Consider the following 24,810-nt stretch of genomic DNA (forward strand, 5'->3'; position numbering starts at 1 on the left):
AATGAAGAAAGCAATTATAACAGGCATCACTGGCCAAGACGCTGCATATTTGGCAGAATTATTACTGAATAAGGGATATAAAGTTTATGGCACTTATAGAAGAACAAGTTCAACAAACTTTTGGAGAATCGAAGAATTGGGTGTAGATCAACACCCTAATTTGACATTGTTGGAATATGACCTGATAGATCTATCAAGCGCTTATAGAATAATCTCAGAAATTGAACCTGACGAGATTTATAATTTGGCGGCTCAAAGTTTCGTGGGTGTTTCTTTCACTCAACCCATTGCTACCGCCCACATAACTGGTATTGGCGCAATGAATTTACTTGAGGCTATTAGAACGATTAATCCAAAAATTAAATTTTATCAGGCCTCAACTTCAGAAATGTTTGGTAAAGTTCATGCTATTCCCCAAAATGAAAACACACCATTTCACCCTAGAAGTCCTTATGGTGTTGCAAAGGTATTTGCACATTGGGCGACTTTAAATTACCAAGAATCATATGGCATATTTGCCACTAGCGGTATTTTATTTAACCATGAATCACCTTTAAGAGGCAAGGAGTTTGTTACAAGAAAAATTACAGATGCCGTAGCTAAAATCCATTTAGGAAAACAAGAGCTGCTAGAACTCGGTAACATGGACGCAAAAAGAGATTGGGGCTATGCAAAGGAATATGTGGATGGCATGTATAGAATGTTACAAATTGATGAGCCAGGAACCTTTGTCCTGGCAACAAATAAAACACAAACTGTCAGGGATTTTGTGTCTTTAGCTTTTAAAGCAATTGATATAAATATATCCTGGAAAGGAAAGGAAGAAAATGAAATTGGTTTTGATGACAATACGGGTAAAGAGTTAATAAAGGTTAATCCTAAATTCTATCGCCCTGCAGAAGTTGATTTATTGATTGGAGACGCTACTAAAGCTAACAACCAATTAAACTGGGTGCCTAAAACGACTCTGAAAGAATTATGCGACATGATGGTTAAAAAGGATATTGAAAGAAATCAAAATGGAGGAACTTTCTAAAGAAAAAGTATTTATAACAGGAATTAATGGTTTCACAGGTGCTCATTTAGAACAATACCTTTTAGATAAGGGGTTTGATGTATACGGAACTACAGTAAGCACACCTAATAATCCAAAACACTATTGTTGTAATATTTTGGATAAAAAAGAGCTTGGAAACATTTTAAAGAGTATTAAGCCTAAATATATTGTTCATTTAGCAGCTATCTCATTTGTAGCTTCTGAAAATAAGCAGCAAATATACAATGTCAATATATTTGGCACTTTAAATCTGCTTGAGGCCATAGATAATTTAGATTATAGCCCTAATAAAATTTTGATTGCGAGTAGTGGTGCAGTTTATGGTAATATTGAGGGAGAGCTAGATGAAACTATGAACCCTCAGCCCGTTAACCATTATGGGAATAGTAAATTAGTCATGGAAAACATGATTAAGACATATTTTGAAACACAAAATATCATAATAACAAGACCATTTAATTACACCGGAATAGGTCAAGACAGTAAATTTTTAATACCTAAAATAGTTTCACACTTCCAAGAGAAGAAAAAAGAAATTGAACTGGGAAATATTAATGTTTACCGAGAGTTCAACAGTGTAAATTTTGTGGTAAAATGTTATATTGACCTTCTTGTTTCTGATGTGAAATCAGAGATTGTCAATGTCTGTAGCGGAAGCGCTATCGACATAAAAGAGATATTAGATATAATGGAAGATATTGCTGGATACTCTATTACAGTGAAAATTAATCCTGAATTCGTCAGAAAAAACGAGATACAAACTCTTAAAGGCTCTAATAAAAAACTAACCTCGTTTATAGGGAATAATAATAACCATAATAGTATTAAGAATACTTTAGAGAAAATGTATAGCTATTGAATTACTTAAATTGAGATTTTTTAATAATTAAAAAATTTTCAAAAAATGAATATTTCAATTTAACTTAACCTAGGTGATTGTTACATTTAATTATATTTTCAATAGTCTTTTAATGATTTTTAAATAAGTTACTAGGACTCATAATCACTTTAAACACTATTTTTATACCAAAAAAATTTGAGCTTATTTAAACAAGGAAGATATTCTGGTTACCTCAGGCCAATTTCATACTTAATAGATTTAAGTATTATAAATTTGGTTGCTTACTATTATTTGCTCAAACCTGAAGATTTTCTAACATTTTCAACTTTCATTTCCATCAGCTGGGTTTTGCTTTCTGTTTATACTCGTTTTTATGAAGTATATAGATATACCAGGCCTGTCAATATTTTAACCCTAATCGCACGTCAATCTATATTGTTTTTATTGCTGGCGTTTGCATTTTCTGGTCTTTACCATGAGTTGGATGTGTACCCAAGACCAACTGTAATATATGCTTTTACCTGCTCATTGCTTATTACTATATTCAAATTTACTGTATACTATTTACTCCAAAAATATAGAACGTCTTTTGGCGGTAACTACAGATCTACAGTTATTTTAGGTCTTAACAAAAAGACCTTGGCTTTAGAGAATTTTTTCAAAAGGAATCCAGAATATGGCTATTCTCATAAAAAATCGTTTAGTTTTAAGAACAAAGGGCAGAGTCTCAATGAAGCATTTCAATATATTTTGGAAGAAGGCATTGATGAAATTTACTGCTCAATTTCAGAAATGACCAACACCCAAATTGCTGATATCGTAGACTTTGCTGACAACAATTTAAAAATTTTAAAATTTATTCCAGACAGTAAAGAAATTTATTCCAAAAAGTTGAAATACGAATATTACGATTACATTCCTGTACTTACCCTTAGAACCATTCCGCTTGAAGATTCTGTAAATATGTTCTTAAAGCGAAGTTTTGATATTTTATTTGCGAGTTTTATTATCGTCTTTATCCTATCATGGCTCACGCCAATAATTGCTATTTTGATAAAGATAGAATCCAAAGGTCCGGTATTTTTTAAACAATCGAGAAATGGCTTTAATTATAAGGAGTTTGACTGTTATAAATTTAGGTCAATGACACCAAATAAAGAAGCACATTTATATCAAGCAACAAAAGGCGACCAACGTGTAACTAAAATTGGCAAATTCATTAGAAAAACCAGTATAGACGAATTGCCGCAATTTTTCAATGTATTGTTCGGAGATATGTCCGTTGTAGGGCCACGACCTCATATGGTGAGCCATACCAATATGTATGCTAAAAAAATTGATAAATTTATGGTAAGGCACTTTGTGAAACCGGGTATTACGGGTTTGGCACAGATCAGCGGATTTAGAGGTGAGGTTGAAACTGATAAGGATATCATTGGACGTGTGAAGTTTGATATTTTTTATATCGAAAATTGGTCACTATTGTTAGATTTAAAAATTATAGTCCAAACATTTATGAATGCCGTTAAGGGTGAAGAAAAAGCATATTAAAGAATTGTTTTTAACCTTTTAAGTTGGTGTTGAAAGTCAAAATGTTCCTTTGCACTATTTTGAATATCTTTTCTTAACTCTACAGATATTTTTTGCGACTTTATTTTTTTCAATGTTGAATTCAGCTCAACATAATCACCTTCTCTAGCAATCCAACCCAAATTATAGGTTGAAATAATTTTCTCCCCTTCGCCTCCACCAAAATAGAGCATAGGAAGTCCTAATTTTGAATACTCAAATATTTTTGAAGGTACCGAGCCGTAAATCCTATTTAATAAGGGTATTATAGCGACATCGTAGCCAATTAGAGCTTGGTGTAACTCCTCTCTTTTTAAGCTGCCATAAAAAAATAGAGGCAAATTTTTATTAGAATTTATAAAATTTTCAATATCAGAAGCTTCAGCACCAGAACCATAAATATGAAACTCTATGCCGTCATATTCCAGCTCTTTACAAAGTCTTAAAATCCCTTGCGCTACACCCAACAAACCTGCATAAACTAAACGTAGTTTTTTGTTCGATGAATCCTTCGGAATAATTTTCGACGTGTTAAATTCAGGGTAATTTCTATATAAAAACAATTCTGGTGTTGTAGTAATTTTATTAATATGCGTGAGAATTTCTTGGCTTTGTCCCAAAACCAGATCGGCATTTTTATAGTTATAACGCTCTAGTTTTTTAAGAGTATTATAAGTCAAGCCATTTTTTAAAGCTCCCAGTTCCAGACCTGCACTTGGCCAGAGGTCGCTTACGTTCAAAATCAATGTTCTTTTTTTAGAACGTAAAAATAACATACAGGTAAAAGCTACCAAAAGCGGTGGTGACTGTACTACTACTTTTTGAGGAATCGTATGCCATATAAAAAACCACATCAAACTAAAACTATACGAAAGCATAGCAAAAAGTCTAACAAATTTGTTTTTTGAAACCGAGGCATAAAGCCAAAGTCTATGCACTGTTACACCATTTTCATAAGATTTGGAAGAACTTTTGCCGCGGTAATTTGTAAAAATTTTCCCGGTTGGATAATTGGGCAAAGGCGTGACCACACTCACTTTATAATCAGAAGATAATCCTTCTGCTAAATGACAAATACGGTTAGCGGCCGCACCAATTTCTGGAGGATAGTAACTCGTAATAATCATTAATTCTTGCATCATTGTTGCTTAATTAACATAGGAGGTAAACTGTTTTAACTTACCAGATTTAGAGCGTTGTAGTTGAGATACGCGTTCAAATTCTACATTAATGCCGTCTTCCAAATAACGCCTCATTTCAGCTGCAATAGTACTCTTTTTTTCATCTGAAAGTGCAAATTCGCCAACATAGCTAATCTTAAATTTATCTAATTTCAATTGTTCAATAGTAAATTCAGCAACATTGCCATCATCTTCAATTACGCTTTTGGTAATGTAATAAAATGTGAGTCCGGCTGCTTTTTTGCCACTTGGCAATACAGCGATATCGTTAGTTCTGCCAATGAGCGCTTGTAAGATTGGTTTTTTTAATGAGCTTTTTGTGGATAAAATCCCAATGTCACCAATGTCATACCGTATAAACGGGTGCGCTTTATTATAAAGCGAAGTGATAACAACACGTCCTTCATTTCCATTGGGCAAAACATTGTCATTTTCATCTAAAATTTCAACAAACAACGTTTCGCTATTAATTTGCCATTCTTCATTTTTATTCTGAAAAGCGATGAGGTCCAGTTCCGAAGCTCCATATTCATTGACTAAGGGCACACCAAATTGGGCCTCCATCAATCTTTTATCATTGTCAAATAACATTTCTGAAGTTACAATGCAAACTTTCAACGTCGGACAAACCTGATTTAAAACAACATTTTTCCGCTTTAAAAATTTAGCGAATTGCACAACAGAGCTTGTATAACCGTTGATATAATCGAACTTTGTAGATTCAAATTTTTGCAATGCTTTTTCAAAAGCACTATCACTCAAATCAAACACCGAAAACCGATATCGATTACCGAACCAATCTTTCAAACTTTCTTTATAAAACCCTTTTTTATCGAGAGGAATACCATAAAACCGAGCCTGTTTTGAAGTGTTAAAATCAATATTATACCAAGAAAAACGATTCATTATTACAGCCCAAGTCATGGCATGGCACCATTTATCTTTTGCAAAAACAAAGGGTTCGCCAGAGCTGCCAGAGGTTTTGTTAACATAAACTCTTTTAGGCGTATAATGGTCTGATAATCTATGTTTCAATGGTTGTTGCAAATGCTGTTTGGTCATTACAGGAACTGATTGCCAGTTGCTTGTGTCAATTGCTTTTCCAAAATTTTTATAAAAATGATTGTATTTTAAATGAAAATTGAGAATGGCATTTTTGCGCTGTGTAATATAAGTTTCAAATTCCGTGTTGTTTTTTTCGTGGATTTTAGATAACTCAGATTTAGCTTTGTCAATGTCAAAGCCATTTATCTTTAGAGAAAAGTCGAATAATTGCAAGCTATTTTTAGCTTTTAAGGTTTCCGTAAATTAATTGTTTTTTCAATTTAAAACCAATTATTTTTGCCAGAAGTCATTATAGATTTTCAAAAAACAGAATAATCATGAATATTTTAGTACTTGGTTCAGGAGGTAGAGAACACACATTTGCCTGGAAATTAGCACAAAGCGATAAATGCAGTAACCTTTTTGTGGCTCCTGGCAATTCAGGTACGGCGACAATTGCAAAGAACCTAAATCTTGTAGTTACCGACTTTAATGCTATCAAAGAAGAAGTGTTAAAAAACGATATTAATTTGGTGATAGTTGGTCCAGAAGATCCGTTGGTACAAGGCATTCACGATTTTTTTCTTAATGACAAGGATTTAAAAAGCGTTTCGGTGATTGGTCCACAAAAAGCTGCTGCGCAACTGGAAGGCAGCAAAGAATTTGCAAAAGAATTTATGATGCGCCATAACATCCCAACGGCAGCATATCAAAGTTTTACCAAGGCCAATGTTGAGGAAGGATATAAATTTCTCGAAAGTCTAAACGCACCTTATGTGCTTAAAGCAGACGGTCTTGCGGCAGGAAAAGGAGTTCTGATTTTAAACGATTTAAACGAAGCAAAATCAGAACTAAAAAGTATGCTCGTAAATGCCAAATTTGGCGACGCTAGCACCAAAGTGGTGATTGAAGAATTTTTAGATGGTATTGAGCTCAGCTGTTTTGTACTAACAGACGGAAAAGATTATAAAATTTTGCCAACAGCGAAAGATTACAAGCGCATTGGAGAAGGTGATATAGGTTTAAATACGGGAGGAATGGGAGCTGTTTCGCCAGTGCCATTTGCGAACAAAGATTTTTTGGATAAAATTGAAAATCAAATCGTAAAACCCACCGTAGAAGGCTTAAAGAAAGACAATTTACCATACGTCGGTTTTATTTTTATAGGACTTATTAAGGTCGGGAATGATCCAAAAGTAATTGAGTATAACGTTAGAATGGGAGATCCTGAAACCGAAGCGGTGTTGCCCAGAATAAAAACAGATTTGGTTGAAATCTTTAAAGCTATGGCAAATAAAACTTTATCGAAAATTAATATTGAAATTGACGATAGAGCAGCAACAACGGTAATGCTCGTTTCTGGTGGTTATCCTGAAGCTTATGAAAAAGGAAAAGAGATTTCGGGTTTGGAGCATGTTGAGGACTCTATAGTGTTTCATGCAGGTGCCAAAAAAGAAAATGGTAAAGTATTGACCTCAGGTGGTCGTGTTATGGCAGTTACATCTTACGGCAACACGTATCAAGAGGCCATAAAAAAATCTTATCAAAATATAGAAAAACTACATTTTGATAAGATGTATTATCGTAAGGATATTGGTTTTGACCTCTAAATATTTATAGGTAAGAATGAGAAGTAACGGTCTTGTCCTCCTCGTTGTTATCGTTGTATTTTTTGAGTTGTAGCATCCAATAAGTAAATGCCACTAGACCAATAAGCATAAAAATCCAAGACAATATATTTGCGGCAAACCAGCTTTCTAGTTCCAACGCTCTAAGTGCATCAAAAGGTGCAAACAGCACATTTACAAATAAATCCTCTATAGCGTAAAAGAAATCCTTCATAAGTTTTTTAAATTTGAACTAACTTTCAAGCTACAAAAGTACAACAAACAGTTAATGATAACAAGCGTTTTTAAAAAATCAAAGCCCATTAACCTCGTTATCATTGTGATTTTTGTGGTTTTATTATTTGTCATCACAAATCACACCCCACTTTTTTCAAATTTTAATTCCGCATCAAAAGCAATTTTTAAGCTTGGTATCGTTTTGTTTATGGTGTTTCTTTTGGATTTTATTATTTCAAAGAATAACCTTACACAAAGAAACAGTTACAGCATCATGGCTTTTGGCTTGCTGTTTGCCGTGTTTCCTAATGCATTAAATCATTCAGACATTCTAATGTCCAATTTGTTTATAATGTTTGCTCTAAGACGCATCATTAGTCTTCATTCTCATATTAATGTTAAAAAGAAATTCTTTGATGCTGCTTTTTGGATAGCGTTCGCAACACTATTCTACTTTTGGGCGATGCTGTTTTTTGCCTTGGTGATTGTAGCCTTGATTTACCATTCTCAGAATGATGTAAAGAACACCATAATACCATTTGTGGCAATAGCTGCGGTAGGTGTTTTGTTAATGAGTTTCAATATTATTTTTTATGATGAATTTATTCAATCTTCAAATTTTGAACTATTGGCAAGTTTGGATTTTACGGCCTATAATAGTGCCGAAAACATTATTAAACTTACAATTCTGTTTACGATGCTCGTTTGGATTATGGTTTATTACTTTAAAACCATGGGTGATAAAAACAAAAAGCTGAGACCTTCTTATTTTATCATTGGTTGGGCTGCGGTAATTGCGGTTTTGGTCGCTATTATTGCGCCATTAAAAAATGGTAGTGAATTCCTATTTCTCTTTGCTCCTTTCTCGATAATTCTCACAAAGTATATTGAGATTATTAGCGAACGTTGGTTTAAGGAAGTGTTTGTAACCCTCTTAATTGTTGCTGCGGCCTTGAGCTTATTGCTGTAACTTATTGCCAAACGCTAAATCACCGGCATCGCCCAATCCTGGAATTATATAACCTTTGTCATTTAGTGTTTCGTCAATGGCCGCGATCCATAAATGGGCTTTTTTGCCGAAAGACCTACTTACATAATTCACACCTTCTTGAGCGCCAATAACGCTCACCAAATGAATTTCCTTTGGTGTACCAAAAGGCTTCAACGCCTCAAAAGTGGCCACCATAGATTGACCTGTGGCCAACATTGGATCCGCCAAAATTAAAGTCTTGCCTTCAAGATTAGGACAGGCCAAATATTCCACTACAATATCAAAGCTTTCCGGGTTGTGTTTGTGTTGTCTATATGCTGAAATAAATGCGTTGTCGGCGTCGTCAAAATAATTCAACAAACCGTTATGCAATGGTACACCAGCCCTTAAAATAGAACACAAAACGATATTGTTGTTATATAACGAAGTGTGTGAAATTCCAAGGGGTGTTTCGATTTTTTTAGATTCAAACTGAAGTGATTTGCTTAACTCATATCCTAAAACTTCGCCAATGCGTTCTATATTTCTTCTAAATCGCATGCGGTCATTTTGAATGTTAATGTTTCTTATTTCAGAAATAAATGAATTAAGTATTGAAGGTGTTTCAGAAAGGTTATGAATTTGCATCGAATGGCTTTTAGTTGAATGCCTAAAGTTAATAATTCAAACTATATTTGCAGTATTAAACAAAAGACTCATGTTTTCAGAAAAAGCCAACACCATTTTTCAAGATGCTATAAGCACATATAAAATATTAAATACGGTAGATCAGCCTTTTACAAATAAGTACAATAAAAATGAAGATTTAATAGCACATTTGTTGTATCGAAAATGTTGGATTGATACTGTTCAATGGGCTTACGAAGATATTATTAGAGATCCAAATATAGATCCAGTTGCTGCATTAAAACTGAAACGAAAAATAGATGCTTCCAATCAAGACCGAACGGATACGGTAGAGTTTATTGACGGATATTTTTTGGATAAATATAGTGACGTAAAGGTAAAACCGGACGCTAAAATCAACTCCGAAAGTCCAGCTTGGGCAATAGACAGGCTTTCAATTTTAGCATTAAAAATCTATCACATGCATTTGGAAACCATAAGGGAAAATGCATCCGAAGCGCACAAAGCAACCTGTATTAAAAAGTTAAACGTGTTATTAGAGCAACGCAAGGATTTAAGCACAGCTATAGACGATTTGCTCAATGATATTGCGAATGGAGATAAGTACATGAAGGTTTACAAACAAATGAAAATGTACAATGACGATGAGCTGAATCCTGTTTTGCGTGGTGAAAAATAACAAGACCTTGCAGGTTTTAAAAACCTAGGAGGTCTACATCCAATGCCCTATGCCCAAACCAAAACACATACTGGTTATTAGATTTTCCGCAATGGGAGATGTAGCTATGACAGTTCCAGTTTTAAGAGCATTAACCGAACAACATCCCGAATTAAAAATCACAGTCGTTACCAAACCATTTTTCAAACCGATATTTCGGGATTTAAAAAATGTTGAGGTTTATACAGCTGACTTAAAAGAAAAACACAAAGGTATTTTAGGGCTTTACCAATTGTCTAAGGAATTAAAGAAGTTAAAATTCGATGCTGTCGCAGATCTACACAACGTCTTAAGAAGTAAAATTCTAAAGTTATTTTTTTCAGGCACGCAGGTTGTACAAATAGATAAAGGTCGCGCTGAGAAAAAAGCACTCACTAGTGGTAAAAAATTTCAGCAATTAAAAACCACACATCAACGTTATGCCGATGTTTTTCAAATTTTAGGTTGTTCTGTCAATTTATCTGAACCAACTTTTCCAAAACAAAAGCAACTTACACCAAATCTTACACAGTTCATTCAAAATCCTGAAAGAAAAACCATCGGAATTGCGCCTTTTGCAGCCCACAAAAGCAAAATGTATCCATTACAACAAATGGAAGAAGTGATTAAAGATTTGTCAAAAAACTATAACGTAATCTTATTTGGTGGAGGACAAAATGAAGTAGATATTTTGAACAACTTTGAAGTGAAATTTGAAAGCGCCAATTCGGTTGCCGGCAAATTGAGCTTGGATGAAGAACTGGATTTAATTTCAAATTTAGACATGATGCTTTCCATGGACTCTGGTAATGCTCATTTTGCTGCAATGCTTGGCATTAAAGTAATTACCATTTGGGGCGTGACACATCCTTTTGCAGGTTTTGCACCGTTTAACCAGCCACAGGATTATGCTCTATTAGCTGATAGAAATCAATATCCATTAATACCAACTTCTGTGTATGGTAACAAATTTCCTGATGGCTATGAGGATGCGGCTGGTAGTATTCCTGTTGAGGAAATTGTGACTAAAATAAAAGCTGTGATTTTTTCTTAGATAATAATCTAAAAGTCTAGCAATCCAAAAATCGAATAACCTTAGTTAAACATCATCATAATCCACAACAACTTTAGCCGAAGTGGGATGGGCTTGGCAAGTGAGTATCAATCCTTCGGCAACCTCTCCATCTGTTAAAATATTGTTCTGTCGCATTTTAGCTTCTCCTTCAGTAATCCTGGCAATACAGCTACTGCAAATACCACCTTGGCAAGAATACGGTGCGTCTATATCTTGTTTCAAGGTCGCTTCTAATATGGATTGTTCTTGCGACATGTCAAACTCAAACTCCTCATCATCAACCAATACTTTAATATTGGTTTGTCCAGAAGGTAATTCGGATTCAGAAACGCTTTCAGCTTCAACAGGAACCGAAAATAATTCAAAGAAAATGTGTTTTTCTTTAATGCTATTTTCAATAAGAACGTCTTTTACGGTGTTTATCATTTGCTCTGGACCGCACAGATAGAAACTATCAATCGTCACATCTTTATATTTGTTTTTAACAATGAGATTGACGGTACTTTTTTCAATTCTGCCAAATAATGCATCTTCTTCACGTGTTTGGCTATATATAAAATGCGCATGAAAACGGTTGCCATAAAACGCCTGCAACTCTACAATTTGATCAAAGAACATAGCATCTTGCAAAGATTTATTCCCATAAACTAAAATAAAATTACTGAAAGGTTCATCTTCCAAAAGTGTCTTGGCGATGCTTAATATTGGCGTAATTCCGCTACCTGCGGCAAAAGCGGCAACGGTTCTGGTTCTCTCTTGATTTGTTTCTAATACAAAACGACCGTTTGGTTCGGCAACGTCGATGGGATCACCAGCTTTTAATTGTTTGTTGGCGTAAACTGAAAACGTCCCTCCTTCAACTGCTTTCACTGCAACTGTAAGATCACCACTATTTTTGGAAGAACAGATAGAGTAATCGCGTCTTACTTCTTCACCATCAATTTTGGTTTTTAAGGTGATGTACTGGCCAGCTTCAAAAGTATATTTATCCTTTAAATTCTCTGGAATTTCAAAAGAAATAGCGACAGCATCTTTAGTGATTTTGTCTACTGATTTTATATTTAAGGTGTTGAATTGTGACATTGCAATATTTTTTGGCAAAAATAAGCAATCTTAAGACAGTCCTGCAAAGTTTTTAGAACCTAGTAGTTCTAGCAAGATAAAACAATACCTAAGAAACTTATACATAAGAAAATGATGTATATTTGTGTCACAATGAGCAATTCAAAATTATACAAAGGAAGCTTGAACGTCATTATTTTAAAGTTGCTAAAGGAGCACGATAAGATGTATGGTTACGAGATTACCCAAAAAGTAAAAGCGTTGACCAAGGGCGAACTCAACATTACTGAAGGGGCCCTTTATCCTGCGTTGCACAAAATGGAAGCTGAAGGGCTGTTGGATGTCGAGGTGAAAAAAGTAGATAATCGTTTAAGAAAATATTATAAACTCACAGAGACAGGAACAAAGGAAACAGTGAACAAACTTGAAGAATTGGCTGAATACATAAAAACGATGCAGGCTTTGGTAAACCCTAAATTGGCTTAAAATAATTGTAAATGAAACTAACCAAATCGCAAATAAAATACCTCTACACCTTCACCCAAAAACACTATGTAGATTGGTACGATGTGCAAACCGAACTTGTAGACCATTTGGCTAATGGTATTGAAGCACAGTGGGAAGAAAATTCAGATTTGAGTTTTAACGAAGCCTTGGATGTCGAATTCAAAAAATTCGGTATTATGGGATTTGGTGATGTCATCGAAGAAAAAACAAAAGCACTAAATAAGCGGTACAGAAAATTGGTTTGGAAGTATTTTTTAGACTATTTCAAGTTACCAAAAATCATGTTCACTTTATTTTTGGTCTATATTTATTATTTAAGTCTTAAAACCATCGAAAACACTTTGATTGTTGTGGTTCCAATATGTTTAGTTTTTTTGGTTGTACCTATCTGGTTTATGATTCAAAAGCAAAAACAAATTAAAAAGTTAAAAAGAGAAACTGGAAAAAAATGGTTGTTTGATAATATAGGCATGCAGCTTGGCGGATTAATTCACTTCTTCAATATAGGTATCTATGCTTCTGTGATATTTGATTTGGATCGCACATTGCCCAACTTAATACTGTTCTTTATTTCAGCATTTCTTGTGCTGTTTGGTCTTACGCTATATATTTCTATATTCATTGTATCACCAAAACTAAGAATGACTATGGCAAAACAACATCCAGAATATAAATTAGCTTAACAATTGTAACAATTGTATTATAATAGCTACTTATCTCATGCAAACTAACCAGCACCACTTATGATAAAACATTTTCTCAATCTAGAATGGAAACAATACTTCCGTTCGTCTTATTGGCAGAAAAACATGGCGATGAATATCTTATTGGTGTTTTTCGCTTTGTACTTTATAGTTATGTTCTTAGCGCTTGGCTTTGGCCTTTTGCCTATATTTAAAGAATTCTTTCCCGATCAAGACCCATTTATAGTTGCCAATAGCTACCTCTTCTTTTGGATAATAGCTGATCTTATGCTGCGCTTTTTTCTTCAGAAATTACCGGTTATGAGCGTTAAGCCTTTGCTTACATTACCGATAAAACGCTCAACTATTGTACACTATGTTTTAGGGAAATCGGCATTATCATTTTTTAATTTTTTACCCTTGTTTGCCATTATACCTTTTAGTATCATGTTGATGCTGGATGGCTATGAGGTATCGATGGTACTCACATGGATGTTCACCTTAATTATTGTGGTGCTCATTATCAATTTTTTGAATTTTATAGTCGAAGCACTTTCGGCGGAAACCGAACTTTCTTTTTTACCATTGATTTTAGTTGTTGGTGCATTATATGCACTGGATTTTTTTAACGTGGTTTCAATGACGGATCTCATTGGCAATGCGATGCGAGGTGTTGCAAATAATCCAATTCTAATTTTGGTCCCTCTGTTAATTCTAGCGGCTTGTTATGTCTACAACTTTAAGATTTTAAGAGAAAAGCTGTTTTTAGACAGTTCGCTAAAATCTAAAGTGACCGAAGTCAAAGCAGCAGATATGTCATGGACGAAGCGTTTTGGTAATATTGCGCCGTTTATGCAACTGGACTTAAAACTCATTTGGAGAAACAAACGCACCAAGTCTTCCGTTTTTATTATGGTAATCGGCTTATTGTATGGACTGTTCTTTTATCCGCAGCCGGTGTATAAAGATATGGTTTGGATGTTCCCGTTTATTGGCATCTTCGTCACAGGAATTTTTCTCATCAATTTCGGGCAATTCATTCCGGCTTGGGATAGTGGGTATTACAAGCTTTTAATGAGTCAGAATATTAAATACGAGCAATATTTGCGTTCAAAATTTATATTAATGGTGCTTAGCGTTGGTATCATGTTTTTGCTCAGTATTCCGTATGTGTATTTTGGTTGGAAAATATTGATAGCACATTTCGCTGCTGCCATTTATAACATTGGTGTCAACTCCCATGTTATACTTTATGGCGGATCTTTCAACAGAAAAAAAATAGATTTAAATCAACGAGCAGCTTTTAATTATCAAGGCACTGGAGCCGTCCAATGGATCATTGGTCTGCCACTCATGATTTTGCCAATGCTCATTTTTGCTTTGGTCAATTGGCTCATAGGCTTTGAAGCAGGAATCGCTGTACTTATTGTGTTTGGAGTTGTAGGTATTGTGCTTCATAAAAAGTTAATGACCATGATTACCAAACGATACCTCGATGCCAAATACAAAATGATTGACGCCTTTAGCCAAGATAGTTAATAATACTAAGAATTTAAACGATGATACATACACAAAACCTTTCAAAAGCATATAACGGAACTACGGTGCTTACCATAAACGAATTAAACATACCAAAAGGTCAGAGTTTTGGTTTGGTCGGCAATAACGGAGCGGGAAAAACAACCTATTTCAGCCTATTGTTAGATCTAATAAAACCAACAACAGGAAACATTACCAGTAACAGTATAGTGGTAGATGAAAGCGAAGATTGGAAGCCTTTCACTTCTTCTTTTATTGATGAAAGTTTCTTAATTGGCTACCTCACACCAGAAGAATACTTCTATTTTATCGGAGATTTGCGTGGCCAAAATAAAGCTGATGTGGATAATCTCACAGCTAAGTTTGAAGATTTCTTCAATGGTGAAATCATAGGAAAGAAAAAATACCTTCGTGACCTTAGTAAGGGTAATCAAAAGAAGGCTGGTATTGTGGCGGCACTCATCGGTAATCCTGAAGTGATTATTTTAGACGAACCTTTTGCAAATTTGGACCCAACCACCCAAATTAGATTAAAACAGATCCTTAAAGATTTGGCCGAAAAGCAAGGTGTCACGGTTTTGGTATCTAGCCACGACTTAATGCATGTCACCGATGTATGCGAGCGCATTGTGGTATTGGAAAAAGGTGAGGTCATCAAGGACTTGGAGACCAATCCAGCAACTTTAAAGGAGCTTGAAGCACATTTTGCGGGTTCTATGGCGGTTGCTCAGGAGGAAGAGTGAAAAACTTTTTCAATTATATAGTATTAGCATATGTAAAATAATTTCAAAAAGCCTGTAAACCCAAATTTACAGGCTTTCTTCTTTGCGCCTTAGCGACTCTGCGAGCTAACCATGAAGTCTGCAAATTCCAGAGAATATCCGCATCAAATAATCCATAATTCAAAAAACTACGTATTTTTACCAAAGCGCATAATATATTTAACACATATTAGTTATCTATAAACCAAAGATTACCGACGTTTGAAATCCTTTTACAAAATTATACTTTCACTTTTTTGCGTGGCAATGATTGCCCAGAGCTGCTCGCGCAAAAAAGACACCTTTATCAACCGTAATTTTCACGCTTTAGGTACCAAGTACAATATTCTCTATAATGGAAATATTGCTCTAGATAGAGGCGTTGAGAGTGTCAATAACGCTTTTACGGAAAATTTTTGGGAGTTATTGCCTGTGGAACGTATGGATGTATCGGACGATGTATTTCTTCCAGGACAAAAAAAGAATGAGGATTTTGCAAGAGCCGAAGAAAAAGCAGTAAAAGCCATTCAAAAACACGGGATGACCATCGATGGCAAAGAAAAAAACCCACAAATAGATGAAGCTTATCTGCTATTGGGTAAAGCCCGTTATTACGATCAGCGTTTTGTGCCGGCATTGGCAGCTTTCAACAATATTTTAAATAAATATCCAACGAGCGATAAAATCAACCAAGTAAAGATCTGGCGAGAAAAGGCCAACATGCGCTTGGATAACGATGAGATTGCCATTAAAAAATTGAAACGTTTACTCGAGGACGAAGAACTTGAAGACCAGCATTTGGCAGATGCTACGGCCACTTTAGCTCAGGCTTACATTAATACCAAGTCTAAGGATAGTGCATTAGTTCCTTTGGCGATTGCCGCAGAAAACACCAAAATAAAAAGAGAAAAAGCGCGCTACCATTTTATCAGAGGACAGCTTTATAACGAGTTTGGTAAAAAAGATAGCGCCAACATAGAGTTTGATGCCATCATAGATATGCACCGTCAAATTCCGAGGGCATTTTACATCAATGCACACATAGCAAAGTCCAATAATTTTGATATAGAAAATGGCGATATTGTTGAGTTTCAAGAATATTTAACAGAATTAGAGGAAAATCGTGAAAACCGACCGTTTTTAGATAAGATTTATTACCGGATAGCCGAGTTTCATCGTAATAACGATAGAGACAGTTTGTCTGAAGCGTACTATAACAAATCGTTAAGAGTTGGTAGGTCAGACAAATATTTGGCTTCGCTTGATTACGAAACATTGGGCAATATGTATTTTGATAGAAATGAATACAAAATTGCAGGAGATTATTTCGATAGTACACTCACAGCAATGACTGTGGACACAAAACCTTACCGCGTTGTTAAAAAGAAACGTGAGAATTTAGATGATGTGATTTATTACGAAGGCATAGCGCGTGTCGATGATAGCATTCTCAATATTATCAGCTTGCCCAAAGCAGACCAGTTAGCATTTTATTCAGAATATGCCGAAGGTTTAAAAGCAAAAGCCATCGCTGAGCAAGAACGAATTGCAAAGGCAGAAAACCGAAGCAATAATACGATAGACAACAATAACACCTTAAATAATAACACCGGAATTAATGTAGGCGGAAATAACAGAGATGCCAGCAGTTTTTATTTTTATAATCCATCTACTGTAGCCTATGGCAAAAATGAATTCCTAGAACTTTGGGGAGATCGCAAGCTCCAGGATAATTGGAGGCTTTCGGATCAACGGTCAGATATTGCAACGGCTTCACAAGGCGTAACAACTACAGCTTTAGAGAAGAATGAGAGGTTTGATCCAGAATTTTACATCGCCTCACTCCCAACGGAACAAGTGAAAATTGATAGTATCACACAAGAAAGAAATTACGCATATTACCAATTGGGTATTATTTATAAGGAAAAATTCAAGGAATACGAATTGGCTAAAAACAAATTGGAAACCTTGTTAAAAAACAATCCGGAAGACCGTTTGGTTTTACCCTCAAAGTATAATCTGTATAATATTTACCAGGAATTGGGTCTTAATCGTAAGTCCGAAATGGTTAAAACAGATATCATTGAAAATTATTCAGATTCAAGATATGCAGAAATTCTTCGCAATCCGCAATCGGCTTTAGCAAAAAACGAAAACAGCCCAGAAGCTATCTACACAAATCTTTACAGGGAGTTTGAAAACCAGAAATATGCTGAGGTAATCGCTTCTGCAGAAGAACATATTGATAAGTTTGAAGGTGATCCTTTTGTCCCAAAGTTTGAAATATTAAAAGCTTCAGCTAAAGGCCGATTATATGGTTTTGAAGCTTATGAAGAGGCCATTAATTATATCGCGTTAACCTATGGAAATACCGAAGAAGGAAAAAAAGCAGAAGAAATTATTAAAAATGCGATCCCAGTTCTAGCGAAAAAAGAATTTGTTGATGATGAAAACGCCCAAAATTTCAATGTTATTTATCAATTTAACAATGATTCTGGAGAAGACATCAATGGTTTTATCAAAACCCTTAAAGAAGAAGTTGAAAAAATTACGTACTTTGACTTAACAGTTTCAAAAGATGTTTATGATGAAAATACGACTTTTGTGGTGGTGCACGGTTTGAAAACCAGTGGTGGAGCAATAGGTTTTTCAGAATTACTTAACCGCAACGAAAAAGATAAAAATGGTAAACCATTACCACCGAAAATTACAAGACCTCATATTGCAATTTCATCGCCTAACTATGCTATTGTTCAGCGACATAAAAACCTAAATGCATATTTAAAATTAGAATAACCTAAATCTTAATTATTATGTTTTCCTCGGACAATAAAAAACCAAAACAACAAGCAACTATGGAAACAAGTACATCTCAAAATATTATAGCACAAGGCACAAAAATTGTTGGAGATATAGCAAGTCAAGGGCCTTTTAGAATTGATGGTACCGTAGAGGGCAACGTAAAAACTTCTGGCAAGGTCGTAGTTGGTAAATCAGGATTTGTAAAAGGAACTTTACAAGGTGAAAATGCAGATTTTGAAGGTAAATTTTCCGGCAAACTTATTTTAACAGGAACATTAAGTTTAAAATCCACAGCTCATATAGAAGGTGAGGTACACACAACCAAATTGGCCGTTGAGCCTGGTGCTACTTTTAATGCTACATGTAGCATGAAGGGTACGGTAAAAACAATATCCAATGAGTCAGAAACAGAACAACGACCAAAACAAACGGTCCCAACTGCAAAAACAGAAAGGCCAGCTTAACAGCTATGCTTTTTATTCCGGACTGGTTATTCAAATGGCTGCCATAATTGCCGTTGGTGTTTTTGTTGGTATCAAATTAGACGATACATATCCCAACACCAATAACCTTTTCACCTTATTTATAACTCTAACTGCAGTTGTTGCTTCCACAATTTACGTAATAAGACGTATTATTGCATCCTCAAAAGATAATTGAATTAAATATGGAGGATTTTAAAAAAAGACAAATTAGTTTTTTGCTTCAACTAATAGGTGTGTCTGCCGTGGTATTTGGCATACATGCATATCTGTTGCATTATTTTGCCCAAGATGTCGATTTCTTTTTTCCTATTTGGCAAGTTTATGTATTTCATTTCGTTGTAACGCTATTGTTTTATTCTGTGATTAATTACAGATATTCTTCAGGTAAAAAAGAAGTTTTCAATCTATTTATGGTATTGACATTTGTAAAAATGATTTTTGCCATTTTATTCCTTTTGCCATTATTACTTTCAGATTTTGAAAATAAACAACCAGACGTATTCAATTTTTTCATTCCTTATTTTCTTTATTTGTTCTTCGAGGTATTTGCGCTTACGAGGTTTCTTCAAAAGTCTTAATTGAAGATTTTTCAATAAGTTGATAATCAAAAGTTTTTAAGGTCTAAAAAACACTAAAAATTATAGGATAATTATTGTTTGTCAATTCATTAAATGTACGTACATTTGCACGGAATTTAAAGCAAGGTATTTTAAAGCCGTAGATAATGACATTAAGCACCTTTAAACGCACAGTATTTACAGTTCTGTTTTTATCAGCATTTAGCTTTGGTTTTGCCAAGGATACTCAAGAGGGAGGAGATGACGAGAAGTTTGATCCTAAAGAGATGATTCTTCATCACGTTAAGGATGCTTACGGCATGCACATTGCAACCCTTAATCAAGGTGAGGAAAACGAACTTCATATTACTATTCCATTACCATTAATTTTGTGGACTGAAAACGGATTGACAACTTTTATGTCTTCTGAATTTCACCATGACTACAATGGCGAAGTGATTGTTGAAAAGAACGGTCAGCGTTTCGTCAACGTTCACGAAAAAGTATATGTTTTGGATGAAGGAGCTACTTCTGTTCAATATGACGAAGAGCACCACCCAACCAATGCGCATCGACCAAAGTTGGATCTTTCTATTACAAGAAATGTGTTCATGATGTGGGTGTCCATGATTTTATTGTTCACTATATTTTTGACTGCTGCGCGCAGTTATAAAAAATCTAAGAATGGAGTGCCATCTGGTGTTGGTAGTTTTGTTGAGCCTTTAATTGTTTTTGTGCGTGACGAGATTGCACGACCAATGATTGGTGAGCATAAGTACAGAAAATATATGCCTTATTTGTTGACCATATTTTTCTTTATCTGGATCAACAATATTTTTGGGTTGATACCAATCTTAAATGGAGCTAACTTAAGCGGTAATATTGCGTTTACATTTACATTAGCAGCTATTACATTTATCATAACAACATTTAGTGGTAACAAGAATTACTGGAAGCACATCTTTTGGATGCCGGGAGTACCTGTGCCAATGAAAATATTCTTAATGCCAATTGAGATTATAGGTATGTTTGTTAAGCCTATATCTTTAATGATACGGTTATTTGCTAACATAACTGCGGGTCACGTAATCATATTAGCATTAATGTCTTTAATTTTTGTATTTAAGTCTTATGCAATTGCACCGGTATCTGTAGCATTCTCATTGTTTATTACGGTAATTGAGGTAATTGTAACGGCGATACAAGCATATATATTTACAATTTTGTCAGCCCTTTATTTTGGAATGGCAACAGAGGAAGAACATCATTAATTAATTTAAATTTTATATTATGACTATTACTGGAATTGCAGCTATTGGAGCTGGTTTAGCAGCTATTGGAGCTGGTGTTGGTATTGGTAAGATTGGTGGATCAGCTATGGAAGCTATGGCTCGTCAACCAGAAATGCACGGAAAGATTCAATCTTCTGCATTAATCTTAGCAGCCTTCGTAGAAGCGGTAGCACTATTTGGTGTTGTTGTTGCTTTCTTACAAGGGTAAGACATTTAAGATACAGAAGTAACGGTTGGTTGCTTCTGTATTTTATAAAATTTAAGTTATTTAAAACAGAATAGAAATGGATTTAATTACACCGGAATTTGGATTAGTCTTTTGGACGTTAATCACATTTTTAATATTACTTTTTATCTTAAGAAAGTTTGCTTGGAAGCCTATTTTAGGTGCGGTTAGCGATAGGGAAGATGGGATTAGAAATGCATTGGCTTCGGCTGAGAAAGCACGTTTGGAGATGCAAAACCTTCATGCAGACAATGAGCGTATTTTACAAGAAGCACGTGCTGAGCGTGAAGCAATGTTAAAAGATGCTCGTGAGATGAAGAATAAAATGATTACTGATGCTAAAGACGAAGCACAATCGCAAGCCAATAAAATGATTGAGCAGGCTCAAGTCGCGATCGAAAGCGAAAAGAAAGCAGCTATGGCAGAACTAAAAAGTCATGTAGCTGGCTTGTCGGTTGAAATCGCAGAAAAAGTAGTACGTCAAGAATTATCCAATAAAGACAAGCAACTGAAGTTGGTTGAAGATATGTTGGGTGATGCTAAATTGAATTAAAAATCTGGTGACCGAGCATAGTCGAAGTTACAATCTAAGATATGAGTAGAGCAGCAATAAGATACGCAAAAGCAGTTTTAAGTTTAGCTACTGAGCAAAACTCAGCAGAGGCTGTCAATAATGACATGAAGCTTGTTACTGAAACAATTTCAGCATCTGATGATTTAAATCATATGATTCAAAATCCAGTGGTTAGGTCTTCAGACAAAAAGGCTGTCCTTACTAAAGTGTTTAAAAATGCGAACGATGCGACCTATAAATTAATAGATACTTTAATTGAAAACAATAGACTGGCAATCTTAAATGATGTGGCTGTTAGTTATAATAATTTATACGATCAATTAAGAGGTTCGCAAATTGCAAAAGTAACAACTGCAGTGCCGTTAACAGCAGAATTAAAAACCATGGTATCTGCCAAGGTTAAAGAATTGACAGGAAAGGACGCGGAATTAGAAAATATTATAGATGAAAGCATTATAGGTGGTTTCATATTACGAGTTGGTGATATTCAGTATAATGCAAGTATCGCAAATAAACTCGATAAATTAAAAAGAGAATTTACATTAAATTAATAATGGTTTAGGTTAGCCGCTAAAGGCTAATAGCTAAAAGCTAAACACTAATAAAAATGGCAGAAGTAAAACCAGCTGAAATATCAGCAATCTTAAAACAACAACTTTCAGGTTTTGAAGCAGGTGCTTCATTAGACGAGGTAGGAACAGTATTAACTGTAGGTGATGGTATTGTACGTGCTTACGGATTAGCTAACGCACAATATGGTGAGTTAGTAGAATTCGAAGGTGGTACAGAGGGTATTGTACTTAACTTGGAGGAAGATAACGTTGGTATTGTACTTTTAGGTACTTCAGTAGGAGTTAAGGAAGGTTCTACAGTAAAACGTACTGAGCGTATCGCATCTGTAAAAGTAGGTGAGGGTATCGTTGGGCGTGTTGTAGATACTTTAGGTAACCCAATTGATGGTAAAGGACCAATCACAGGCGAAACTTATGAAATGCCAGTTGAGCGTAAGGCACCAGGTGTTATCTACAGAGAGCCGGTAACTGAACCATTACAAACAGGTATTAAAGCGATTGACGCAATGATTCCTGTAGGTAGAGGACAACGTGAGTTGGTAATTGGTGACCGTCAGACAGGTAAGACTACCGTTTGTATCGATACCATTTTAAATCAAAAAGAATTTTACGATGCAGGTGAGCCTGTATATTGTATATATGTTGCTGTTGGACAAAAAGCGTCGACAGTTGCAAACATTGCAAAAACATTAGAAGAGAAAGGAGCTTTAGCTTACACAACTATTGTAGCAGCTAACGCATCAGATCCTGCCGCAATGCAAGTTTATGCACCAATGACAGGAGCTTCTATTGGAGAATATTTTAGAGATACGGGCCGTCCGGCTTTAATCATTTATGATGATTTATCTAAGCAAGCGGTAGCGTATCGTGAAGTATCGTTATTGTTACGTCGTCCACCAGGACGTGAGGCGTATCCAGGTGACGTTTTCTACCTTCACTCAAGATTATTGGAGCGTTCTGCAAAGATCATTAATGACGATGCTATTGCAAAGGAAATGAATGATTTGCCAGAAGTGCTTAAACCAATGGTAAAAGGTGGTGGTTCACTTACTGCATTACCAATTATCGAAACACAGGCAGGTGACGTATCGGCATATATCCCAACCAATGTAATTTCTATTACTGATGGTCAGATTTTCTTGGATGGTGACTTGTTTAACTCTGGTGTTCGTCCAGCGATTAACGTAGGTATTTCTGTATCGCGTGTAGGTGGTAACGCTCAGATCAAATCGATGAAGAAAGTATCTGGTACTTTGAAATTAGACCAAGCACAATTCCGTGAATTGGAAGCTTTTGCTAAGTTCGGTTCAGATTTAGATGCTTCAACATTAAACGTTATTGAAAAAGGTAAACGTAATGTTGAGATCCTAAAACAAGCACAAAACGACCCTTATACAGTTGAAGACCAAATTGCAATCATCTACGCAGGTTCTAAGAACTTGTTGAGAGATGTTCCTGTTGAAAAAGTGAAAGAATTCGAAAGAGATTATTTAGAATTCTTAAATGCAAAGCACAGAGACACTTTAGATACCCTGAAGTCTGGTAAATTAACTGATGAGGTTACTGATACATTGACAAGTGTAGCTAAGGATTTGACAGGTAAGTATAGAGGATAAGCCCATCCCAACCTTCCCAGAGGGAAGGAGTTATGCGGCGAACTTATAACCAAGTTTAACTAATAAAAGTCCTTTCCTTTGGAAGGGATTTAGGATAGGAAAAGATGGCAAACTTAAAAGAAATACGTAATAGAATATCATCGGTATCTTCAACGATGCAGATTACCAGTGCCATGAAAATGGTATCTGCTGCAAAATTGAAGAAAGCTCAAGATGCTATTACTGCAATGCGTCCTTACTCTAATAAGTTAACTGAATTATTGCAAAGTTTAAGTGCAACTTTAGATGCCGATAGCGGTAGTAAATATTCTGACCAAAGAATTGTAAAGAATGTACTTATCGTTGCAATTACTTCAAATAGAGGTTTGGCTGGGGCATTTAATTCAAACATTATTAAGCAAGTCAATAAACTCGCTACTGACACATATGCCAACAAAGCGGTTTCTTATTTGGCAATTGGTAAAAAGGCAAATGATGCGTTTAAAAAGACGAACAAAGTTATCGCCAATAGGAGTGATTTATTTGATGACTTAACGTTTGACAATGTTGCTGAAATCGCAGAAATGCTGATGGACAAATTCGTTTCGGGTGAGTTTGATAAAATTGAAATAGTTTACAACAGCTTTAAGAATGCAGCAACTCAAATTGTAATAACAGAACAGTTTCTGCCAATCAAACCGATTGAAGGAGATGTTGGTTCTACTACGGATTATATTTTCGAACCCTCTAAAGAGGAAATTGTTGAAGCGTTAATACCAAAGTCATTAAAAACACAGCTATATAAGGGTATTAGAGACTCTTTTGCATCTGAGCACGGAGCACGTATGACAGCGATGCACAAGGCAACAGATAACGCGACTGAGCTTAGAGACCAATTGAAATTGACTTATAACAAAGCAAGACAGGCAGCTATTACCAATGAAATACTTGAGATTGTTGGTGGTGCTGAGGCATTGAACAATTAACAGAAAGTGTCACTCTGAATAGAGTCGAAGTTTTAAAAATATTAAACCTAACTTTTACGAGTTAGGTTTTTTTATGTTCATACGTATCATTTTTGAAATACCAAACACACAATCCACCGACTCCATTCTAAATCAATTCTTTTATCTAAAAAAAAGCATAAGTTAAAATAATACTTATTTTATCTTTTTGATTCATGAATTCAGATGTTTTATACTAAAAAAAGCATAAGAATTTGCTTAAGA

General features: G+C 35.1%; 26 protein-coding genes. 21 read left to right on the forward strand and 5 right to left on the reverse strand.

All coding sequences use genetic code 11. From position 1 onward, the window contains the following. Position 1: 1 nt before the first annotated feature. From gmd to HM983_RS06865, 3 genes are all read left to right on the forward strand, one after another. Positions 2 to 1,036, forward strand: a complete 1,035-nt coding sequence (gene gmd, locus HM983_RS06855; RefSeq protein ID WP_179344645.1) for a GDP-mannose 4,6-dehydratase — start codon at positions 2 to 4, stop codon at positions 1,034 to 1,036. After that, positions 1,005 to 1,916 carry a GDP-mannose 4,6-dehydratase gene (locus HM983_RS06860; protein ID WP_246277473.1) on the forward strand — a complete coding sequence of 304 codons (912 nt, stop codon included), beginning with the start codon at positions 1,005 to 1,007 and terminating at the stop codon, positions 1,914 to 1,916. Before gmd ends, HM983_RS06860 begins: the two co-directional genes overlap by 32 nt. 177 nt (positions 1,917 to 2,093) lie before the next feature. Further along, the gene (locus tag HM983_RS06865; RefSeq protein WP_179344646.1) at positions 2,094 to 3,449 is read left to right on the forward strand and encodes an undecaprenyl-phosphate glucose phosphotransferase; all 1,356 of its coding nucleotides are present in this window, start codon (positions 2,094 to 2,096) and stop codon (positions 3,447 to 3,449) included. Here the strand turns inward: HM983_RS06865 and HM983_RS06870 are convergent. Together HM983_RS06870 and HM983_RS06875 are read right to left on the reverse strand one after the other, a co-directional pair. Then, positions 3,446 to 4,609 carry a glycosyltransferase family 4 protein gene (locus HM983_RS06870; protein ID WP_246277474.1) on the reverse strand — a complete coding sequence of 388 codons (1,164 nt, stop codon included), beginning with the start codon at positions 4,607 to 4,609 and terminating at the stop codon, positions 3,446 to 3,448. The genes HM983_RS06865 and HM983_RS06870 overlap by 4 nt on opposite strands. Positions 4,610 to 4,615: 6 nt before the next feature. Beyond that, a complete protein-coding gene (locus tag HM983_RS06875) occupies positions 4,616 to 5,926 on the reverse strand; it encodes a phenylacetate--CoA ligase family protein (RefSeq protein ID WP_179344647.1) in 1,311 nt (436 codons plus the stop codon). A 104-nt stretch (positions 5,927 to 6,030) separates the two neighbouring features. Here HM983_RS06875 and purD point away from each other — a divergent pair, with 104 nt between their 5' ends. Then, positions 6,031 to 7,302, forward strand: a complete 1,272-nt coding sequence (purD, locus tag HM983_RS06880) for a phosphoribosylamine--glycine ligase (protein ID WP_179344648.1) — start codon at positions 6,031 to 6,033, stop codon at positions 7,300 to 7,302. Positions 7,303 to 7,306: 4 nt separating this feature from the next. On the opposite strand, the gene HM983_RS06885 is transcribed toward purD, so the two are convergent. After that, positions 7,307 to 7,534, reverse strand: a complete 228-nt coding sequence (locus HM983_RS06885) for a DUF6341 family protein (protein WP_179344649.1) — start codon at positions 7,532 to 7,534, stop codon at positions 7,307 to 7,309. Positions 7,535 to 7,588: 54 nt separating this feature from the next. Between HM983_RS06885 and HM983_RS06890 the strand changes: the two genes are divergently transcribed. Then, a complete protein-coding gene (locus HM983_RS06890; RefSeq protein WP_179344650.1) occupies positions 7,589 to 8,506 on the forward strand; it encodes a DUF6427 family protein in 918 nt (305 codons plus the stop codon). Here HM983_RS06890 and upp read toward each other — a convergent pair. After that, the gene (gene upp / locus HM983_RS06895) at positions 8,495 to 9,154 is read right to left on the reverse strand and encodes a uracil phosphoribosyltransferase (RefSeq protein WP_179344651.1); all 660 of its coding nucleotides are present in this window, start codon (positions 9,152 to 9,154) and stop codon (positions 8,495 to 8,497) included. The two genes, HM983_RS06890 and upp, sit on opposite strands and share 12 nt — an antisense overlap. Before the next feature lie 70 nt (positions 9,155 to 9,224). Between upp and HM983_RS06900 the strand changes: the two genes are divergently transcribed. Both HM983_RS06900 and HM983_RS06905 read left to right on the forward strand, forming a co-directional pair. Next, complete coding sequence (locus HM983_RS06900) at positions 9,225 to 9,833, forward strand: DUF4254 domain-containing protein (protein WP_179344652.1); 609 nt, start codon at positions 9,225 to 9,227, stop codon at positions 9,831 to 9,833. A 49-nt stretch (positions 9,834 to 9,882) separates the two neighbouring features. Continuing rightward, a complete protein-coding gene (locus HM983_RS06905) occupies positions 9,883 to 10,905 on the forward strand; it encodes a glycosyltransferase family 9 protein (protein WP_246277475.1) in 1,023 nt (340 codons plus the stop codon). A 45-nt stretch (positions 10,906 to 10,950) separates the two neighbouring features. Here the strand turns inward: HM983_RS06905 and HM983_RS06910 are convergent, their stop codons facing one another. Beyond that, complete coding sequence (locus HM983_RS06910; RefSeq protein ID WP_179344653.1) at positions 10,951 to 12,009, reverse strand: ferredoxin--NADP reductase; 1,059 nt, start codon at positions 12,007 to 12,009, stop codon at positions 10,951 to 10,953. Between the two features lie 132 nt (positions 12,010 to 12,141). On the opposite strand from HM983_RS06910, the gene HM983_RS06915 reads away from it, so the two are divergent. From HM983_RS06915 to atpG, 14 genes are all read left to right on the forward strand, one after another. Beyond that, a complete protein-coding gene (locus HM983_RS06915) occupies positions 12,142 to 12,474 on the forward strand; it encodes a PadR family transcriptional regulator (RefSeq protein WP_179344654.1) in 333 nt (110 codons plus the stop codon). A gap of 11 nt (positions 12,475 to 12,485) precedes the next feature. Continuing rightward, positions 12,486 to 13,178 carry a hypothetical protein gene (locus HM983_RS06920; protein WP_179344655.1) on the forward strand — a complete coding sequence of 231 codons (693 nt, stop codon included), beginning with the start codon at positions 12,486 to 12,488 and terminating at the stop codon, positions 13,176 to 13,178. Positions 13,179 to 13,238: 60 nt separating this feature from the next. Then, complete coding sequence (locus tag HM983_RS06925; RefSeq protein WP_179344656.1) at positions 13,239 to 14,717, forward strand: DUF5687 family protein; 1,479 nt, start codon at positions 13,239 to 13,241, stop codon at positions 14,715 to 14,717. Between the two features lie 20 nt (positions 14,718 to 14,737). After that, on the forward strand, positions 14,738 to 15,460 hold the full coding sequence (locus HM983_RS06930; protein ID WP_179344657.1) for an ABC transporter ATP-binding protein: 723 nt from the start codon (positions 14,738 to 14,740) through the stop codon (positions 15,458 to 15,460). 240 nt (positions 15,461 to 15,700) lie between these two features. Continuing rightward, entirely contained in the window at positions 15,701 to 18,274 is a 2,574-nt protein-coding gene (gene porW, locus HM983_RS06935) for a type IX secretion system periplasmic lipoprotein PorW/SprE (protein ID WP_317166950.1), read from the forward strand. A 17-nt stretch (positions 18,275 to 18,291) separates the two neighbouring features. After that, positions 18,292 to 18,744: a bactofilin family protein gene (locus HM983_RS06940; protein WP_179344658.1), complete on the forward strand. Its 453-nt coding sequence runs from the start codon at positions 18,292 to 18,294 to the stop codon at positions 18,742 to 18,744. After that, entirely contained in the window at positions 18,677 to 18,940 is a 264-nt protein-coding gene (locus tag HM983_RS15950; protein WP_262886481.1) for an AtpZ/AtpI family protein, read from the forward strand. Before HM983_RS06940 ends, HM983_RS15950 begins: the two co-directional genes overlap by 68 nt. A 7-nt stretch (positions 18,941 to 18,947) precedes the next feature. Then, positions 18,948 to 19,343, forward strand: coding sequence for a hypothetical protein (locus HM983_RS06950; RefSeq protein ID WP_179344660.1), 396 nt, complete (start codon positions 18,948 to 18,950; stop codon positions 19,341 to 19,343). A 146-nt stretch (positions 19,344 to 19,489) separates the two neighbouring features. After that, positions 19,490 to 20,593: a F0F1 ATP synthase subunit A gene (gene atpB, locus HM983_RS06955; RefSeq protein WP_179344661.1), complete on the forward strand. Its 1,104-nt coding sequence runs from the start codon at positions 19,490 to 19,492 to the stop codon at positions 20,591 to 20,593. Between the two features lie 19 nt (positions 20,594 to 20,612). Next, positions 20,613 to 20,822 carry an ATP synthase F0 subunit C gene (gene atpE, locus HM983_RS06960; RefSeq protein WP_034042296.1) on the forward strand — a complete coding sequence of 70 codons (210 nt, stop codon included), beginning with the start codon at positions 20,613 to 20,615 and terminating at the stop codon, positions 20,820 to 20,822. Between the two features lie 76 nt (positions 20,823 to 20,898). Further along, positions 20,899 to 21,393, forward strand: coding sequence for a F0F1 ATP synthase subunit B (locus HM983_RS06965; protein ID WP_179344662.1), 495 nt, complete (start codon positions 20,899 to 20,901; stop codon positions 21,391 to 21,393). Positions 21,394 to 21,434: 41 nt separating this feature from the next. Next, entirely contained in the window at positions 21,435 to 21,965 is a 531-nt protein-coding gene (gene atpH, locus HM983_RS06970) for an ATP synthase F1 subunit delta (protein ID WP_179344663.1), read from the forward strand. A 56-nt stretch (positions 21,966 to 22,021) separates the two neighbouring features. Next, entirely contained in the window at positions 22,022 to 23,602 is a 1,581-nt protein-coding gene (gene atpA, locus HM983_RS06975; RefSeq protein ID WP_179344664.1) for a F0F1 ATP synthase subunit alpha, read from the forward strand. A gap of 104 nt (positions 23,603 to 23,706) precedes the next feature. Further along, positions 23,707 to 24,567: an ATP synthase F1 subunit gamma gene (gene atpG, locus HM983_RS06980; RefSeq protein ID WP_179344665.1), complete on the forward strand. Its 861-nt coding sequence runs from the start codon at positions 23,707 to 23,709 to the stop codon at positions 24,565 to 24,567. The last annotated feature ends 243 nt before the right edge of the window (positions 24,568 to 24,810 follow it).

This window comes from Winogradskyella ursingii (assembly GCF_013403975.1).
Classification (GTDB): Bacteria; Bacteroidota; Bacteroidia; order Flavobacteriales; family Flavobacteriaceae; genus Winogradskyella; species Winogradskyella ursingii.

Bases quoted from the DNA above. Each gene is read 5' to 3' on its own strand.
- gmd (WP_179344645.1), top strand. From the start codon at position 2: ATGAAGAAAGCAATTATAACAGGCATCACTGGCCAAGACGCTGCATAT.
- HM983_RS06870 (WP_246277474.1), bottom strand. From the start codon at position 4,609: ATGATGCAAGAATTAATGATTATTACGAGTTACTATCCTCCAGAAATT.
- purD (WP_179344648.1), top strand. From the start codon at position 6,031: ATGAATATTTTAGTACTTGGTTCAGGAGGTAGAGAACACACATTTGCC.
- HM983_RS06885 (WP_179344649.1), bottom strand. From the start codon at position 7,534: ATGAAGGATTTCTTTTACGCTATAGAGGATTTATTTGTAAATGTGCTG.
- HM983_RS06890 (WP_179344650.1), top strand. From the start codon at position 7,589: ATGATAACAAGCGTTTTTAAAAAATCAAAGCCCATTAACCTCGTTATC.
- upp (WP_179344651.1), bottom strand. From the start codon at position 9,154: ATGCAAATTCATAACCTTTCTGAAACACCTTCAATACTTAATTCATTT.
- HM983_RS06900 (WP_179344652.1), top strand. From the start codon at position 9,225: ATGTTTTCAGAAAAAGCCAACACCATTTTTCAAGATGCTATAAGCACA.
- HM983_RS06905 (WP_246277475.1), top strand. From the start codon at position 9,883: ATGCCCAAACCAAAACACATACTGGTTATTAGATTTTCCGCAATGGGA.
- HM983_RS06910 (WP_179344653.1), bottom strand. From the start codon at position 12,009: ATGTCACAATTCAACACCTTAAATATAAAATCAGTAGACAAAATCACT.
- HM983_RS06915 (WP_179344654.1), top strand. From the start codon at position 12,142: ATGAGCAATTCAAAATTATACAAAGGAAGCTTGAACGTCATTATTTTA.
- HM983_RS06920 (WP_179344655.1), top strand. From the start codon at position 12,486: ATGAAACTAACCAAATCGCAAATAAAATACCTCTACACCTTCACCCAA.
- HM983_RS06925 (WP_179344656.1), top strand. From the start codon at position 13,239: ATGATAAAACATTTTCTCAATCTAGAATGGAAACAATACTTCCGTTCG.
- HM983_RS06930 (WP_179344657.1), top strand. From the start codon at position 14,738: ATGATACATACACAAAACCTTTCAAAAGCATATAACGGAACTACGGTG.
- HM983_RS06940 (WP_179344658.1), top strand. From the start codon at position 18,292: ATGTTTTCCTCGGACAATAAAAAACCAAAACAACAAGCAACTATGGAA.
- HM983_RS15950 (WP_262886481.1), top strand. From the start codon at position 18,677: ATGAGTCAGAAACAGAACAACGACCAAAACAAACGGTCCCAACTGCAA.
- HM983_RS06950 (WP_179344660.1), top strand. From the start codon at position 18,948: ATGGAGGATTTTAAAAAAAGACAAATTAGTTTTTTGCTTCAACTAATA.
- atpB (WP_179344661.1), top strand. From the start codon at position 19,490: ATGACATTAAGCACCTTTAAACGCACAGTATTTACAGTTCTGTTTTTA.
- atpE (WP_034042296.1), top strand. From the start codon at position 20,613: ATGACTATTACTGGAATTGCAGCTATTGGAGCTGGTTTAGCAGCTATT.
- HM983_RS06965 (WP_179344662.1), top strand. From the start codon at position 20,899: ATGGATTTAATTACACCGGAATTTGGATTAGTCTTTTGGACGTTAATC.
- atpH (WP_179344663.1), top strand. From the start codon at position 21,435: ATGAGTAGAGCAGCAATAAGATACGCAAAAGCAGTTTTAAGTTTAGCT.
- atpA (WP_179344664.1), top strand. From the start codon at position 22,022: ATGGCAGAAGTAAAACCAGCTGAAATATCAGCAATCTTAAAACAACAA.
- atpG (WP_179344665.1), top strand. From the start codon at position 23,707: ATGGCAAACTTAAAAGAAATACGTAATAGAATATCATCGGTATCTTCA.